This window comes from Bifidobacterium miconisargentati (assembly GCF_019331675.1).
Lineage (GTDB): Bacteria > Actinomycetota > Actinomycetes > Actinomycetales > Bifidobacteriaceae > Bifidobacterium > Bifidobacterium miconisargentati.
Genome location: NZ_JAHBBJ010000015.1, coordinates 29,726 through 43,774 on the forward strand (window position 1 = coordinate 29,726; position 14,049 = coordinate 43,774).

Consider the following 14,049-nt stretch of genomic DNA (forward strand, 5'->3'; position numbering starts at 1 on the left):
GCCCGTTAGACTATGCTCGTTTGATAGTTTGTGTAATTTCGCACGCCCGAGGGGGCGTCATAGGGAGGAAACCCAGGTGAGGACACTAATCCAGGCCCTGAAGACCAAAGAGCTGAGGAAGAAGATTCTCTTCGTCCTGTTCATCATCATCGTCTACCGTATCGGCTCGTTCATCCCGACCCCGGGCGTCAAGTACTCGGTCGTCCAGGACTGCGCGGGCAAGATGCAGACCGCGTCCGAGAACTTCATCGGACTGGTGAACCTCTTCTCCGGCGGCGCCATGCTCCAGCTGTCCATCTTCGCGCTGGGCGTCATGCCGTACATCACCGCCTCCATCGTGGTGCAGCTGCTGCGTGTGGTCATCCCGCGCTTCGAGGCCCTGCACAAGGAAGGCCAGTCCGGTGAGGCCAAGCTCACCCAGTACACCCGTTACCTGACCATCGGCCTGGCCGTGCTCCAGTCCACCACCATCCTCGTCACCGCCCGCTCCGGCGCCCTGTTCAACTATCAGTGCGACCAGGTCATCCCGGACGGCTCCGTGTGGAACCTCGTGGTCATGGTCCTCATCATGACCGGCGGCACCGGCCTGATCATGTGGATGGCCGAGCTCATCACCGACAAGGGCATCGGCCAGGGCATGTCCATCTTGATCTTCATGTCCATCTGCTCCGGCTTCCTGCCGCAGCTGTGGGAGATCGGCTGGGGCACCAACGGCACTGATGGCGATTGGGCCAAGTTCGGCATCGTCGTCTCCGTGCTCGTGGTCATCCTCATCTTCGTCGACTTCGTCGAGCTGTGCCAGCGCCGTGTGCCGGTGCAGTACACCCGCCGCATGATCGGCCGCAAGATGTACGGCGGCTCCTCCACCTACCTGCCGCTCAAGATCAACATGTCCGGCGTCATCCCGCCGATCTTCGCCTCCTCGATCCTGGCCATCCCGACCCTGATCGCCCAGTTCGGCAAGTCCGACCAGTCCTGGGTCAAGTGGATCAACTCCAACCTGGCGAACACCACCTCCGTGTGGTACATCGCGCTGTACGCGCTGATGATCGTGTTCTTCTGCTTCTTCTACACCTCGATCACGTTCAACCCGGACGAGACCGCGGACAACATGAAGCAGTACGGCGGCTTCATCCCCGGCATCCGCGCCGGCAGCGCCACCTCCCGCTACCTGACCTACGTCATGAACCGACTCAACACCGTCGGTGCGGTCTACCTGCTGTTCGTGGCCCTGATCCCGACCGTGCTCATCATGGCCCTCGGCCTCAACGCCAAGCTGCCGTTCGGTGGCACCACCATCCTGATCATCGCCGGCGTGGGCCTCGACACCCTGCGCCAGGCCAAGGCCCAGACCGAGCAGTTCCAGTACACCGGCTTCCTGCTCGAGAACGTGGACCACAAGGAAGGCAAGTAAACCTTTTCCGATGCGGTATCGGTCATCCGGCCGGTACCGCATCTGTGTATTGTTTTGGCCTTTCCCAAATGGAAGGCCACACGACCTCGGCTCCCCTCAGTCAGCTCCGCTGACAGCTCCCCTCAGAGAGGGGAGCCATGTGCGTTGATAGTCTTCCCTCGCTGAGGGGAGCTGGCGCAAGCGACTGAGGGGAGCTCATATAACCCCCAAATACAGCATTGTTAAGGAGTACATCATGCGTCTGCTGATCATGGGCCCCCAGGGCGTGGGCAAGGGCACCCAGGCCGCGCTGCTCGCCGAGCACTACGGCATCCCCACCATCTCCACCGGCGACATCTTCCGCTACAACATCAAGAACAAGACCGAGCTGGGTCTTGAGGCCATGAGCTACACGGACAAGGGCGAGCTGGTCCCGGACTCCCTGACCAACAAGATCGTCAAGGACCGTCTGGCCAAGGAGGACTGCGCCAACGGCTGGATCCTCGACGGCTACCCGCGCAATGCCTCCCAGGTCGAGGCCCTCGACGAGATGCTCGCCGAGCTGAGCACCAAGCTCGACCACGTGGTGGCCCTCGAAGCCGGCCGCGACGTGCTGCTGGAGCGCATGAAGAAACGCGCCGCCGAGCAGGGCCGCGCCGACGACACGCCGGAGGCCATCGCCAAGCGCCTGGAGACCTACGAGAAGGAGACCGCCCCGCTGCTGGACACCTACAAGTCCCGTGGCCTGCTGGTCGCCGTCAACGGCGTCGGCGAGATCGACGAGATCAGCAAGACGATCATCGCTGAGCTCGGCTGATTGCCGGTTGCCGGTCGGTTGGCTGACCGACCGTACAGCCCAGCTGGTTAGCATATTTTCCAACAGATGCCCCTTTGCGACACGCCGAGTGCCGCAAAGGGGCATCTGCGTATATAGTTATAGGTTGGTGTGTCTTCGTACACGTCATAGTAATCATCCAAGGATAGGACACTGAGGCGCATGGCAAAAGACGGTGTGATTGAAGTCGAAGGTCAGGTAGTGGAAGCACTGCCGAACGCGATGTTTCGCGTAGAGCTCGAAAACAAGCACATCGTGCTCGCCACGATCTCCGGCAAGATGCGTAAGAACTACATCCGCATCCTTCCGCAGGATCGTGTCGTGCTCGAGATGAGCCCCTACGACCTGAACCGCGGACGTATTACGTACCGTTATAAGTAAAGGTACACAGAAAAGGATAACCATGAAGGTCAGCCCTAGCGTGAAGAGGATCTGCGAAAACTGCCGCGTGATCCGTCGTCACGGCCGCGTCATGGTGATCTGCACCAACCCCCGCCACAAGCAGCGTCAGGGCTGAGAGCAGATTCTCCAGCGGCATTAAGTAAACAGGCACTCCCTCACAGTGCTTCCCGTCAGGGAACGACACTGAACCACGGGTACGTAGGCCCGTGCCGGGAAACCGGGCGAGTGGGTGCAAGACCTACGGAAACAAGAAGGAATCGCAATGGCACGTCTTGCCGGAGTCGACATCCCCAATGAGAAGCGCATCGAGATCGCCCTCACCTACATTTTCGGTGTGGGTCGCACTCGTGCCAAGGAAACGCTTGCCGCGACCGGTATCAACCCGGACATCCGCGTCAAGGATCTCACCGACGAGCAGCTGATTACGCTGCGTGACTACCTCGAGGCCAACTACAAGATCGAGGGTGACCTGCGTCGTGAAATCGATGCGGACATTCGTCGCAAGATTCAGATCAACTGCTACCAAGGCCAGCGTCACCGTAAGGGACTTCCCGTGCGTGGTCAGCGCACCAAGACCAACGCCCGCACCCGCAAGGGCCCGAAGCGTACGGTCGCCGGAAAGAAGAAGGCCACCAAGTAGTCGGTGGCATGATCCGGGCCACGGGATGATCCCATCCCATCGTCCGGGCGTCAACAATAAAGTTCGTTACTAGGAAACGAGGGTCAATGGCAGCTCCTAAGCAAGCCGCTCGTAAGCCCGCCCGTCGCCGCGACCGTAAGTCGATCCCGGTGGGTCAGGCTCACATCAAGTCCACTTTCAACAACACGATCATCTCGATCACCGATCCGTCCGGCGCTGTGGTGTCCTGGGCCTCCGGTGGCGATGTCGGTTTCAAGGGCTCCCGTAAGTCCACGCCGTACGCTGCTGGTATGGCTGCCGAGTCCGCCGCCCGCAAGGCCATGGAGCACGGTGTCAAGAAGGTCGACGTGTTCGTCAAGGGTCCGGGTTCCGGTCGTGAGACCGCCATCCGCTCCCTGCAGTCCGCGGGCCTCGAGGTCGGCTCCATCACCGACGTCACCCCGCAAGCCCACAACGGCGTTCGTCCTCCGAAGCGTCGTCGCGTCTGAGCACTCAGCAATACCAATCCATCCAAAACCGCTTAACCGGTGAGTGCACCACCGAGTCAAGCTGAAAGGATAACCACAGTGCTTATTGCACAGCGTCCGACTCTGACCGAGGAATCTCTGAATCCGCAGCGCTCCCGCTTCACCATCGAGCCGCTTGAGCCTGGCTTCGGCTATACGCTCGGCAACTCGCTGCGTCGCACGCTGCTGAGTTCCATCCCGGGTGCTGCCGTGACCTCCGTGCGCATCTCCGGTGCCCTGCACGAGTTCACCACTCTGCCGGGCGTCCAGGAGGATGTCACCGAGATCCTGCTGAACACCAAGGGCATCGTGCTCACCAGCGAATATGACGAGCCTGTGGTCATGTACCTGCGCAAGAGCGGCAAGGGCGAGGCTACCGCCGGGGACATCACCCCGCCGGCCGGCGTCACCATCGCCAATCCTGAGCATCACATTGCGACCCTCGCCGAGGATGGCGAACTCGAGATCGAGTTCACCGTCGAGCGCGGCCGCGGTTATGTGCCTGCCCAGATGAACAAGCAGGATAACGGTGAGATCGGCCGTATTCCGGTCGATTCCATCTACTCCCCGGTGCTCAAGGTGAGCTACAAGGTCGAGGCCACCCGTGTGGAACAGCGCACGGACTTCGACAAGCTCATTCTGGACGTGGAGACCAAGCCCGCCATTTCCCCGCGTGATGCGGTGGCTTCCGCCGGTTCGACCCTGGTGGAGCTGTTCGGCCTGTGCCGTGAGCTCAACACCCAGGCCGAGGGCGTCGAGGTCGGTCCGGCCCCGGTGGCCGAGGAGACCAACCCCGAGATGGCGGTCCCGATCGAGGACCTCAACCTGACGCAGCGTTCCTACAACTGCCTCAAGCGTGAGGGCATCCACACGATCGGCGAGCTCGTCTCCCACACCGAGCAGGACCTGCTCGACATCCGCAATTTCGGTATGAAGTCGATCGATGAGGTCAAGGAGAAGCTGCAGACCCTGGGTCTGAGCCTCAAGTCCTCGCCGATGGCCTTCGACACCAACAATCTCGAAGGTGGCACCTTCTTCTCGCCGGAAGACGAGTGATCTGCCCCTTTCACTAAAACACGTCCGGTGAGTCCCGAGCGGATGTTCGGGCATATGCCCACCTGCCCGGGCTCACGGACAATAAGGAGTTAATCCCATGCCTACACCTAAGAAGGGCCCGCGTCTGGCTTCCAGCCCCGCACACGAGCGCCTCATGCTGGCAAACATGGCGACCAGCCTGTTCCAGAACGGCCGCATCACCACCACGCTGCCGAAGGCCAAGCGCCTTCGTCCGCTGGCCGAGCGCCTGATCACCTTCGCCAAGCGCGGTGATCTGCACTCCCGCCGTCGCGTGATGCGCGTCATCCGCAACAAGTCCGTGGTGCACGTCCTGTTCACCCAGATTGCCGAACAGATGGAGCAGCGTGAGGGTGGCTACACCCGTATCGTCAAGATCGCCCCGCGCGTCGGCGATGCCGCTCCGGCCGCCATCATCGAGCTCGTCACCGAGCCGGTTGCCAAGAAGGCCGTGGTGAAGGAAGCCGAGGCTGCCACCAAGGTTGCCGACGAGGCTCCGGTTGCTGAGGCTCCGGCCGAGGAGACCGCTGCTGCCGAGGCTCCCGCCGAGAACGCCGAGTGAGCTTGAAGCACAGCATCTAGCTGTTGAAGCTGAATGAGGGTTGGAATCCGTTTGGGTTCCAACCCTCATTGCGTATCAGGCGGTGGTTGCCACTCCATCGCCACTCCACGGTGTGGTAATTCCCGCACCGTGTGGTTCGCAGGAACGGCTTTATTATGCGGTTTTGGCGTCTGAGTGCATCTGTTGTCAACCACACGGTGCGGAAATTACCACACCGTGGGAGAGCCGTGATGCATGGAGTCCTCACGGAGCCTTGCGGATCAGGGGAGCGTGCGGACGGCACGGATGGCCTCGGCGCGGGAGGCGAGCTGGTCGTCGGCCGGATAGGCGATGTGTTCCAGCGTCAGGCCCTGCGGCGCGATCGGCCCGCTTGAACCTTCACGCACCGGTTCGGCCATCTTCCCGGCGAACCAGTCCAACGACTTGCGTCCCGACCCCACCTTCACGCATGAGCCGACCAGGGAACGCACCATATTGCGGGCGAAGGCGTCCGCCACAATCGTGAACACCAGCAGGCCGGACTCCAACGACGGCGTCCGATAGGCCTCGCCCATGGCCAATTCCTCAGGAACCAGGGGAGTGGTTGGTACCCGCCGCCAATACGCGGCCTTGACCTCGCGGATCGTGGTGCCGCCGGGGTTCGGAGTGGCGAACGAACCGAAATCATGAAGGCCGATCGTCATCGCGGCGGCCGCGTTCATCACGTCCACATCCAAGGCCTCGTCCACACGCAGCACACATCCGCGCAGACGCGGGTCCACCTCGCTGGACCGGTCGGCCACACGATACACATACGTGCGCTCCAAAGCGGAGAACCGGGCATCGAACCCATCCGGTGCCACGGACACCCGATGCATCACGATGTCCGCAGGCAGCACGGCCTTGAGTCGGCGGGCCAGAGCCTCGCACACCGGCACATCCATATGGCCCTGGCAACGGGCGAGCACCTCCGGCGACACATCCAGATGCGCCACCTGATGCGAGGCATGAACGCCGGTATCCGTACGGCCTGCCACCGTGAGCCGCAACGGCTCGTCGGCGTCATCGGCCGGCACACGCAACACCTTGTGCAATGCGTCCTCGATGGTGCCCTGCACCGTACGCAGCTCGGGCTGGCGTGCCCAGCCGAAGAATCCGCCGCCGTCATAAGCCAAATCAAGGCGAAGTCGAGTCATCGTCATAGCCCACCATCCTATCGGCATCGGAAGGCATCACGGCCATGCGCATACTCAGGCCCTGCCTGCGCACTTACCCATGTCCCCGCCTGCACGCATGCCCAAGTGACCTGCCCGTAACATATCCGCACGTTTGCCGAAACGGGCCCGGCCTAGATTACAAGCAACACACCCCGTTGCGGTTGGCGTCAGCGCGCTCAAAGCGTCGCCGGTGCCGGCACGGTAGGGGTGGCAGCAAACGCATGCAACGGCCCGAAACGGTCGGACGAGTCACGGCAAAGGCAAGGAGCAGGCAGCATGATCGAATCCGCGGCACAAAAGCTGGCCCACGAACTGGTGAACCGTCGTGAGGCAATCAACCGCGAGCTCTCCCGCAACGGCGTACGCTTCGGCATCTACAAGAACGGCGAATACCACGACCGTCTCTTCCCGTACGACCCGGTGCCGCGCATCATCGAATCGGACGAGTTCGACGAACTGGAGAAGGGCCTGAAACAGCGTGTCAACGCCCTCAACGCCTATCTCAAGGACATCTACTCGGACAAGGCCATCATCCACGACGGCGTGATTCCCGAGGAATACGTCTACACCTCCGCCGGCTACTTCCCGCAGGTCAACGGCGTGACCCCTCCCGGCGGCATCTTCGCGCATATCGCCGGCGAGGATCTGGTCCAGGGCGAGGACGGCCGCTGGTGGGTGCTGGAGGACAACCTGCGCATCCCCTCCGGCGCCAGCTACCCGCTGTTCGTGCGCGACATCGAACGCCGCATCTCCCCGCGCCTCTTCCGCGACGTGCACATCCGCGACAACCGCGAATACCCGCGACTGCTCAGGAAGGCCATGGACTTCGTCTCCACCGAGGGCATCGCCGTGGTGCTCACCCCCGGCCGCTACAACTCCGCGTTCTTCGAGCACGCCTACCTGGCCGAGAAAACCGGCGCCGCGCTCGCCTTCCCCGAGGACCTCGAAGTGGTGGACAACAAGGTCTACTTCCTCGACTACGCCGGCAAGCGCCACCGCGTGGGCGTGGTCTACCGCCGCCTCTCGGACGAATACCTCGATCCGTTCGCCTTCAACCCCGATTCCGTGATCGGCGTGCCGGGCATCCTCTCCGCCTACCGTTCCGGCAACGTGGCGATCGTCAACGCGCCCGGCAACGGCGCGGCCGACGACAAGGCCATCTACTACTTCGTGCCGCAGATGATCAAGTACTACCTCGGCGAGGAACCGATCCTGCACAACGCGCCCACCTACATGCCGATGTTCGAGGCCGACCGCAAGGAGGTCCTCGACCGCATGGGCGAGCTCGTCATCAAGGACGTGGCCGAGGCCGGCGGCTACGGCGTGGTGTTCGGCTCGTCGCTGGACGCCCAGGCCCGCGAGGATCTGGCCGACCGCATCAAGGAGGATCCGCGCCGCTTCATCGCTCAGGAAGTGATCCAGTTCCGCGACATCGACGTGTTCGACCCCAAGACCGGCGAGATGTCGCCGCGCAAGTGCGATCTGCGTGCGTTCGTGGTGACCGGCAAGAACACGCACGTCTGGTATTCCGGCCTGACCCGCTACTCGTCCGTGCCCGGCCAGATGATCGTGAACTCCTCGCAGGGCGGCGGCTTCAAGGATACGTGGGTGCTCGCGCCCGAAACCGGTGTGGAGCACGAGCTCGGCGCCGAAGTGCAGGTGGCGAACCTGCTGAGCCAGTCCCGCCGCCACTCGCTGTCCCTGGTGACCGCCTCCAAGGCGGACAACCTGTACTGGCTCGGCCGTTACACCGAACGCGCCTTCACCACGCTCAACCAGTTCTTCCCGTTCTACGACCGCGTCATGGACACCGATGTGGACGCCTTCCGCCCGTTCGCCCACGCGCTCGACCTGCCGGAGGACTTCGAGGACTTCGACGAGTTCGTCAAGAACTTCCTGTACGACGGCAACAACCCCGATTCCGTGCGTTCCGCCGTGACCGCCGCGTTCAACAACGCCGTGATCCTGCGCCCGGAACTGAGCTCGCGCCTGCTGCAGTACGTGGAACTGTCCATGACCAACATCACGGACGCCGCCAAGAACGCCGCCAGCGCCGAGGACCTGTACAACCACCGCGACATCGCCGACGACATGCTCGCCTTCTGGGGCGGCATCGAGAACTCGTCCGTCGAGCCCACGCTCAAGGCGTTCGTGTTCATCGGCAAGTACCTGGAACGCATCGACCTGTACACGCGCTTCGGTCTGTCCATGGAGGAGATGGAGGCCCCGCTGCGCAAGCTCGCATCCTATTCGATGGTGCTGGACGGCATGCCGCTGCCGAGCTGCTTCGCCGACGGCCTGAGCTGGCTCGTGGGACAGCTGCCCGCTCGCGGCTACCAAGAGGTGGCCACCCTGCTCAAGCAGTATCTGGACGACTATTCCGGCCGCATCAGCGCCCTGGCCATCAAGGACATGGGCTCGCTGAGCGCGATGAACATGGACGCCAAGCGGCCCTGACCGGAGCCCCTGACAGACGGAAATGCTATGGTGGTACACGACCGTTGTTCATTAGCCGGTTCGTGCCCACCATGGCACAGGTTGTTTGATTTTCCGCAGGAGACGCCTTGAAGAAACTCGTGTTCGATTATGAGATGAAGCTCTCCTTCAGCTCGCCGGTCACCGATCATCGTTTCCAGCTGCGCTGCATTCCCGCCACTGGTCCGAGACAGCAGGTGATCGACGTCGAGGTGAAGCTCACTCCCGAAACCGAGCTGGAAACCACCATCGACTCCTTCGATTCCGTGGTCATGACCGGGTTCATCCCCGAACCGCACGACGTGTTCAACTATTCGGTCACGGGCATCGCGTTCGTGGACAACGCGCATATCAAGACCGAGATCTACAAGCCGCTCTACCGTTTCAACTCCGCGCTCACCATCCCCGGACCGTGCGTGGAGGCCATGATCGGCGTGTGCCGTGAACGTCTGGGCGGCCTGCCGTCCTCCGCCACGCCAGTCGAACGGGCCAGCGAGGTGATGGACGAGGTCTACAAGGCCTTCGTGTACACCCCCGGCTCCACCACGATCCGCACCACCGCCGAGGAGGCGTTGGCCCAGCGCAAGGGCGTGTGCCAGGATTACGCGCATGTGATGCTGTCCGTATGCCGTCACGTGGGCCTGACCGCCCGGTACATCGCCGGCCTTTTGGGCGGCGAAGGTGCCACGCACGCCTGGGTGGAGGTCTATCAGGACGGCCGATGGGTGGGACTCGACCCCACGCACAACCGTCTGGTGGACGACAACTACATCACCATCGCCCACGGTCGCGATTACCGCGACTGCATGCTCGACATCGGCATCTTCTCCGGATACAACGTCGAACAGCACCAGTGGGTCAACGCCTCCGTGCACGAACAGATGGCGTAAGCGCTTTTCGCTCCCGCTGTTGACGAGCGAAACATGCCTGCGCTATAACTGGGCCCGGTATTTGAAGGGAAGCGCATAGCAGGGGACATGAACGACAACGTGAGCGAATCGGCATCATCGGCATCATCGACACCAGAGACTCCGAACAACGGCACCGGCCAGACCGGCCGTACGGCTCCGGCCACCACCAACGACCCGACCATCGTCAGCAGCAAACACGGCCGCGGCTACGGCCGCATGCACACCATCGACAAGCGACGTGTCATCCACCCGGACAATCCCCGTCTCGCCGTGGACCACCCGGACGTCAACATCCTCGACGCCGAGGCCCTGGCCCACCGTACCGATCTGGACGGTTCCGAGGCCGAAATCGACAAGGAACGCCGCGCGGCGCAAGGTGTCCAGGCAGACAAGGCCGAACATCACGCGCACGGCCATGCGCTCGCCGGCATCCTCGGCCCGGCGTTCGTGGCCGCGGTGGCCTATGTGGACCCCGGCAACGTGGCCGCCAACATCACCTCCGGCGCCCGATACGGCTATCTGCTGGTGTGGGTGCTCGTGCTGGCCAACGCCATGAGCGTGCTCATCCAGTACCAGTCCGCCAAACTCGGCATCGTCACCGGCAAATCGCTGCCGGAACTGCTGGGCGAGCGCATGAGCGACGCCGGGCGGTTCATGTTCTTCGCGCAGGCTGAGGTCATCGCCATCGCCACCGATCTGGCCGAGCTCATCGGCGGCGCCATCGCATTGAACCTGCTGTTCGGACTGCCGCTGTTCCTGGGCGGCTGCGTGATCGGCGCGGTCTCCACCGTGCTGCTCATGTTCGAAGGCGGCAAGACGCACCGCATGTTCGAGAAAATGGTCATCGCGCTGCTGCTGGTGATCACGTTCGGCTTCATCGCCGGCCTGTTCATCGACCCGCCGAACCCCGCCGACGTGGCGGGCGGCCTGATCCCGCACTTCACCACCACGGATTCCGTGCTCATGGCGTCCTCGATGCTCGGCGCCACGGTGATGCCGCACGCCATCTACCTGCATTCCACGCTGGTCAACGACCATTACGCCGGGGGAGAGGCCAAGCCGAGCATCAAGCGTCTGCTTGACGGGTCCAAGGTCGACGTGTTCTGGGCGCTGCTGCTGGCCGGTACCGTGAACCTGAGCCTGTTGATCCTGGCGGCCAATTCGCTGTACGGCATGAAGGGCACCGACTCCATCGAAGGCGCGCAGCACGCCATCGTCGCCGTGCTCGGTCCGGTGATCGGCACGATCTTCTCCATCGGACTGCTGGCCTCCTCGCTGAGCTCCACGTCGGTGGGCACCTACGCCGGTTCCGAGATCATGCACGGACTGCTGCGCATCAAGGCGCCGATGTGGGCCTGCCGCGTGGTGACGCTTGTGCCGGGACTCATCGTGCTGTGGTTCGCGCCGAACCCCACCGAAGCGCTGGTGGTGGGCCAGGTGATCCTGTCCATCGGCATCCCGTTCGCCATCATCCCGCTGATGCGGTACACGCATGACAAGACCCTGATGGGCGAATGGGTGGACGGTGCGGTCAAGCATGCCATCTTCATCGTGGTGGCCGTGCTGATCATCGCGCTCAACGTGCTGCTCATCGTCCTGACGGCGCTCGGCAAGGCGTGAGTTTCTCTGGCTCCCCTCAGAGAGGGGAGCCGGCCTTACACCCGATGCAGACGGCGGCGCAGGACGTGCAGGGAGATGGCGTCGCGCGTGCGTCCGGCACCGTCGCCTCGCACGCCGAACGCCACCAGCAGCACCATGATCAGGCAGATGCCGGCGGACACGCGCAGCGCCCACTGGATGCCGAAGATCGAAGCGGCCACGGTGGACGCGCCCGAAGCGTGACGCCACGCCTCGAACGTCTCCATGAGAATCACCAGCACCGGCGCACCCACGGCACCCGCGATCTGACGGGCGGTATTCGTCACCGAGGAGCCGGCGGACACCTCGTCAGGCCCGTTCAGGCAGTTCAACGACCACGTCGTAATCGGCATCAGCAGGAATCCCATGCCGATCTGACGGACGAACTGGCAGATCGACACCCACCAGATCCACGTATCCATCGCCACCAGCGACATGCCCAGCGTGCCCACCGTGAGCACGATCGAACCGAACAGGGCCACCGGGCGTGCGCCGAACCGATCCATCGCACGGCCGCCGAAGAACTGGGAAACGCACTGGCCGATGGCGCCCGGCAGCATGATCAGGCCGCTCATCGTGGCCGAATAGCCGCGGTCGGTCTGGATATACAGCGGCATGATGACCAGAATCGAACTGAACGCGAAGAACGCCAGCGAGGCGGTGATGGTGCCGATGGTGAACGAACGGTTCTTGAGCACGGCCAGGTCGAGCAGCGGCGGCTGGGGGAGCGCGGGGCGTCCGGCGGCCGCAGTGGCGTTAGCGTTATCGTTTCCGTTTGCGGACGTCGTGGTTGCGTTTGCGGACGTACCCGCAGCCACGGCCTGACCATCCGGCGTCTCCGCAACCGCCGCCTTCGCCGCGCGGTACGCCCTGCCTCGCCTGATGTTGCGCGCCGCGAACCAGACGATGCCGGCCAGACCCACGAGCATCGGCCCCCACACCACGGGCGCGGCGAATCCGTAGGCCTCCGAATTGGTGAAACCGAACATCAGGCCGCCGAAGCCGAACACGGACAGCGCCACCGAGAAGAAGTCCGCGCGGGCCGAGGGGTCATGCGAGCCGAAGTTGTGCAGTCCGAACATGGCCGCCAGCAGCGACAGCACGCCGATCACGGTCATGGTCAGGAAGATGGAGCGCCAGCCGTTGGCGTCGGTCTGCCAGCCTCCCAGCGTGGGGCCGATCGCGGGGGCCACGCTCATGGCCATGCCCACCGTGCCCATTGCGAAGCCGCGGCGGGAAAGCGGGTAGATGGAGAACACGGTGATCTGCAGTACCGGCCACATCACGCCAGTGCCGGCCGCCTCCAGCACGCGGCCGACGAGCACCCACAGGAAGTTCGGGCCCAGCCATGCCAGCACCGAACCCACGGTGAACACGGCCATCGAGCAGATCACGATCTGACGGGTGGAGAAACGGCGGGTCAGGAACGCGGTCAGCGGCACCATTACGCCCATGACCAGCTGGAAGACCGAGGTGAGCCACTGGCCGGTGGTCACCGAAATGCCGAATTCGGAGACGATGATCGGCAGTGCGGAACTCAGCTGCAGCTGCGTGAAATTGCCCACGAACGTGATGAAGGTCAGGATGGCGATCGAGACGAACGCCGCATGGCTCAGCTTGCCGTCGACGTACGATTCCTCCTGGCTGAGCACCCGCTGCAGCTCGCCGCGTCGCGCGCCCAGGCCATGTCCGCCCCTACGTTCGTTGCCGCTCATCCCTGCCACGCACACTCCACTTCCGTACCGTCCAGCCATATGGTTTCCGGCGATGTCGGATGATGTGTGGTTCCTCAGGTTCTCCCGGTGGTTCCTCTTCGCGCGACCCGTCGTTGTCCTCGTGCCGGGCCGGGCGGCCCACTCAAAAGCACCCCAATACGCTATACCCAGGGGTGGTCGGTTCACGCATGTCCGCATCCCCTCGTTTCCGCATATTGGCTGGTGCGTTGGCGTCCGTCCGCCGTACGGGAAGCGCGGGAACACGGCCGGGCGTACGCAACCATGCAGCGTGAGGTACGTAGGCGTTGCGATGGTCATATGCCGGACAATGGGGTTGCTGGAATGTCCATATTTGCTGGCATCGTGTCAATCGATTTTCAGTAACAGTGCAGTGCCTGCACGGCGAAGACTGTCCGCGATGAGAACGCCCAGCACTTCGGAATATGAAATTTTCTGCAACGTTCTAGTGGGTGTGAACGTTAACAGCTAGAATGTTGCCCCGAGGTGGCATCGGTTGGTTGGAGTTTGATTGTGTGACCGGTCAGCCTCAGGGAAATACACGATTGTTGAGACCATGAAAGCGACCCTGACCATGACGGAACTCGATGTTGAACCCCTTACCGTCCGCGGATCGCACACGTCTGCGGTACAAGCATCGGGGAGACCGCGCCACACCATGAGCAGCAGAGCGCCTTTTACCAA

At 63.0% G+C, this 14,049-nt stretch carries 13 protein-coding genes; 11 read left to right on the forward strand and 2 right to left on the reverse strand.

Going from position 1 to position 14,049, the window contains the following annotated elements; all coding sequences use genetic code 11:
• The first annotated feature begins 76 nt into the window (after positions 1-76).
• The 8 genes from secY to rplQ all read left to right on the forward strand — a co-directional run bounded on the left by secY (position 77) and on the right by rplQ (position 5,412).
• Positions 77-1,414, forward strand: coding sequence for a preprotein translocase subunit SecY (gene secY / locus KIH81_RS09495; RefSeq protein ID WP_214305098.1), 1,338 nt, complete (start codon positions 77-79; stop codon positions 1,412-1,414).
• A gap of 235 nt (positions 1,415-1,649) precedes the next feature.
• A complete protein-coding gene (locus KIH81_RS09500) occupies positions 1,650-2,210 on the forward strand; it encodes an adenylate kinase (protein ID WP_214305099.1) in 561 nt (186 codons plus the stop codon).
• 180 nt (positions 2,211-2,390) lie between these two features.
• Positions 2,391-2,609 (forward strand): translation initiation factor IF-1, encoded by a 219-nt coding sequence (gene infA / locus KIH81_RS09505; RefSeq protein ID WP_003808114.1) that lies wholly within the window; start codon positions 2,391-2,393, stop codon positions 2,607-2,609.
• Positions 2,610-2,631: 22 nt separating this feature from the next.
• Positions 2,632-2,745, forward strand: coding sequence for a 50S ribosomal protein L36 (gene rpmJ, locus KIH81_RS09510; RefSeq protein WP_003814578.1), 114 nt, complete (start codon positions 2,632-2,634; stop codon positions 2,743-2,745).
• A gap of 147 nt (positions 2,746-2,892) precedes the next feature.
• Entirely contained in the window at positions 2,893-3,270 is a 378-nt protein-coding gene (gene rpsM / locus KIH81_RS09515; RefSeq protein WP_014484255.1) for a 30S ribosomal protein S13, read from the forward strand.
• Positions 3,271-3,356: 86 nt separating this feature from the next.
• Positions 3,357-3,758, forward strand: coding sequence for a 30S ribosomal protein S11 (gene rpsK, locus KIH81_RS09520; RefSeq protein WP_034527262.1), 402 nt, complete (start codon positions 3,357-3,359; stop codon positions 3,756-3,758).
• Positions 3,759-3,836: 78 nt separating this feature from the next.
• Entirely contained in the window at positions 3,837-4,832 is a 996-nt protein-coding gene (locus tag KIH81_RS09525) for a DNA-directed RNA polymerase subunit alpha (RefSeq protein WP_109057469.1), read from the forward strand.
• A gap of 97 nt (positions 4,833-4,929) precedes the next feature.
• Positions 4,930-5,412, forward strand: a complete 483-nt coding sequence (gene rplQ / locus KIH81_RS09530) for a 50S ribosomal protein L17 (protein ID WP_214305100.1) — start codon at positions 4,930-4,932, stop codon at positions 5,410-5,412.
• Between the two features lie 260 nt (positions 5,413-5,672).
• Here the strand turns inward: rplQ and KIH81_RS09535 are convergent, their stop codons facing one another.
• Entirely contained in the window at positions 5,673-6,587 is a 915-nt protein-coding gene (locus KIH81_RS09535; RefSeq protein WP_214305129.1) for a tRNA pseudouridine synthase A, read from the reverse strand.
• Between the two features lie 297 nt (positions 6,588-6,884).
• On the opposite strand from KIH81_RS09535, the gene KIH81_RS09540 reads away from it, so the two are divergent.
• The 3 genes from KIH81_RS09540 (at position 6,885) to KIH81_RS09550 (ending at position 11,614) form a co-directional block, all read left to right on the forward strand.
• Positions 6,885-9,065, forward strand: coding sequence for a circularly permuted type 2 ATP-grasp protein (locus KIH81_RS09540; RefSeq protein WP_214305101.1), 2,181 nt, complete (start codon positions 6,885-6,887; stop codon positions 9,063-9,065).
• Between the two features lie 107 nt (positions 9,066-9,172).
• Positions 9,173-9,973, forward strand: a complete 801-nt coding sequence (locus KIH81_RS09545; RefSeq protein ID WP_214305102.1) for a transglutaminase family protein — start codon at positions 9,173-9,175, stop codon at positions 9,971-9,973.
• 369 nt (positions 9,974-10,342) lie between these two features.
• A complete protein-coding gene (locus KIH81_RS09550) occupies positions 10,343-11,614 on the forward strand; it encodes an Nramp family divalent metal transporter (protein ID WP_338024758.1) in 1,272 nt (423 codons plus the stop codon).
• Positions 11,615-11,649: 35 nt separating this feature from the next.
• Here KIH81_RS09550 and KIH81_RS09555 read toward each other — a convergent pair whose 3' ends face one another.
• Positions 11,650-13,347 carry an MDR family MFS transporter gene (locus KIH81_RS09555; RefSeq protein ID WP_236029494.1) on the reverse strand — a complete coding sequence of 566 codons (1,698 nt, stop codon included), beginning with the start codon at positions 13,345-13,347 and terminating at the stop codon, positions 11,650-11,652.
• Positions 13,348-14,049: the final 702 nt, after the last annotated feature.

Bases quoted from the DNA above. Each gene is read 5' to 3' on its own strand.
- rpsK (WP_034527262.1), top strand. From the start codon at position 3,357: ATGGCAGCTCCTAAGCAAGCCGCTCGTAAGCCCGCCCGTCGCCGCGAC.
- KIH81_RS09535 (WP_214305129.1), bottom strand. From the start codon at position 6,587: ATGACTCGACTTCGCCTTGATTTGGCTTATGACGGCGGCGGATTCTTC.
- KIH81_RS09540 (WP_214305101.1), top strand. From the start codon at position 6,885: ATGATCGAATCCGCGGCACAAAAGCTGGCCCACGAACTGGTGAACCGT.
- rpmJ (WP_003814578.1), top strand. From the start codon at position 2,632: ATGAAGGTCAGCCCTAGCGTGAAGAGGATCTGCGAAAACTGCCGCGTG.
- rpsM (WP_014484255.1), top strand. From the start codon at position 2,893: ATGGCACGTCTTGCCGGAGTCGACATCCCCAATGAGAAGCGCATCGAG.
- KIH81_RS09500 (WP_214305099.1), top strand. From the start codon at position 1,650: ATGCGTCTGCTGATCATGGGCCCCCAGGGCGTGGGCAAGGGCACCCAG.
- infA (WP_003808114.1), top strand. From the start codon at position 2,391: ATGGCAAAAGACGGTGTGATTGAAGTCGAAGGTCAGGTAGTGGAAGCA.
- KIH81_RS09555 (WP_236029494.1), bottom strand. From the start codon at position 13,347: ATGAGCGGCAACGAACGTAGGGGCGGACATGGCCTGGGCGCGCGACGC.
- rplQ (WP_214305100.1), top strand. From the start codon at position 4,930: ATGCCTACACCTAAGAAGGGCCCGCGTCTGGCTTCCAGCCCCGCACAC.